Origin of the sequence: Achromobacter sp. GD03932 (assembly GCF_029839485.1) — a bacterium.
Lineage (GTDB): Bacteria > Pseudomonadota > Gammaproteobacteria > Burkholderiales > Burkholderiaceae_B > Achromobacter > Achromobacter bronchisepticus_A.
Genome location: NZ_JAOCAT010000071.1, coordinates 1 through 1,437 on the forward strand (window position 1 = coordinate 1; position 1,437 = coordinate 1,437).

Annotated in this window: 2 protein-coding genes; one reads left to right on the forward strand and one right to left on the reverse strand. The window is 67.1% G+C overall.

The annotated features are described in order from the left end of the window. Positions 1-656 (reverse strand): transposase zinc-binding domain-containing protein (locus N5C88_RS31375; protein WP_280016928.1); only part of this gene is annotated, 656 nt, incomplete at its 3' end. 578 nt (positions 657-1,234) lie between these two features. Between N5C88_RS31375 and N5C88_RS31380 the strand changes: the two genes are divergently transcribed. Next, a partial coding sequence (locus tag N5C88_RS31380; RefSeq protein WP_044727127.1) for a hypothetical protein occupies positions 1,235-1,437 on the forward strand: 203 nt, incomplete at its 3' end.

Genomic DNA, 1,437 nt, shown 5'->3' on the forward strand with positions numbered 1-1,437 from the left:
TTGGCCAGTTCCGTCAGTTGCGCCGATGTGGGCGCACGGGTGTGGTGCAGGCGCGGCTTGCGCTGCGGACGCTCGGTGGTGTCCTCGTACACGCCGTCGAGCCACAGCATGTGGAAGTGGATGTTGAGATTCAGCGCGCTGCCGAAGCGCTGGATCAGGGTCACCACGCCGCATTGCGCCGTATCCCGCGGCACGCCGGCCTGATCGGCAAGCCAACCGGCGATCACACGATGCACGATGCCCAGCACCGGGCCGATCGCCTCAGGCTTGCTGGCGAACAGGAAGCGCAACGGGTACGGGAAACTCAGCACCCATTGCCGCACCGGCCGCGGGCCGAACACCTCGTCGACCAGGTGCCGCGCACTCTCGGCCATGCGTCGCGCGCCGCAACTCGGGCAGAACCCGCGCTTCTTGCAGGAGAAGGCCACCAGCCTCTCTGCACGGCAGTGCTCGCACACCACCCGCAGGAAGCCGTGCTCGAGCACGCCGCAACGCAGGTAGGCATCGAACGCCTCGCGGACATACCCGGGCAGCGAGCGGCCCTCCGCTTCGATCCGTGCAATGAAGTCCGGGTAGTGCGCCTCTACCCACGCGTACAGCAGCGTGCGCTCGGGCGCGTGGCGCGCGTACCGCGAACCGGTGTGGGCGGACGGCAGTGGCGCGCATCCCGCGGCTTGCCGCCGGGATGTGGCGAGGCGCGGCACGCAGCGCTCCGGTGCGGGGACGGCTGCTCAGTGTTGCGCCTGTGTTCGCACGTTCGTATCGGTGCGTTCTGATCTTCGCGTCAGACATTGCCGCGGCGCGGGCACAACAAAAAGCCCGGCATCGCTGCCGGGCTCCGGCCCCGTCCTTGGGGCCTTGATGTCGGGTCGTTGCCGGGATCGGACCGCGCTGGCGCGGTCCGGTTCCCTGACGACCGGGCCAACCGGAGCCAAGGCGTCCTGAGATAGCCCGGTCATCCAGCGCGCTTCCCTTACCCTCTCGAACAGCTTGCCCACGTCGCCGCCTCCTTGTGGGCAACGAGAGTGCGTCGGGGTGGCGCGTAGTAAGTTAGTAACACTGTATGGCCCCAGCCATCGAGGATCAGGAGCAGCACGGGTTTCGGTGTGGGCACGAGCGCATTCCGCAAGAACGATGCCGAGCGCGTGCGCGAGCACCTGTACGCATTCGGGCAATCCGTGCTGCACACCGAAATGCAACGCCTGCTTGGCCGCGCATCAACAAGGATTAATTCATGAGCATCAAACAAGAGACCTGCCGCCGACTGGGCCTGCCATGCGATGGTGTTGCGATCACGCACTTGACGGCGGGGCAACTGGCCACGGCCCTGCGCGCCTTCAAGGCCTGCGAGGCGCTCACTGAGCGTGGAGCCCGTGGCATCGACGCGGCGCTGATCGAAGTCATGGCCGAAGCAATAGCGGGCATCACCGGCGCGGA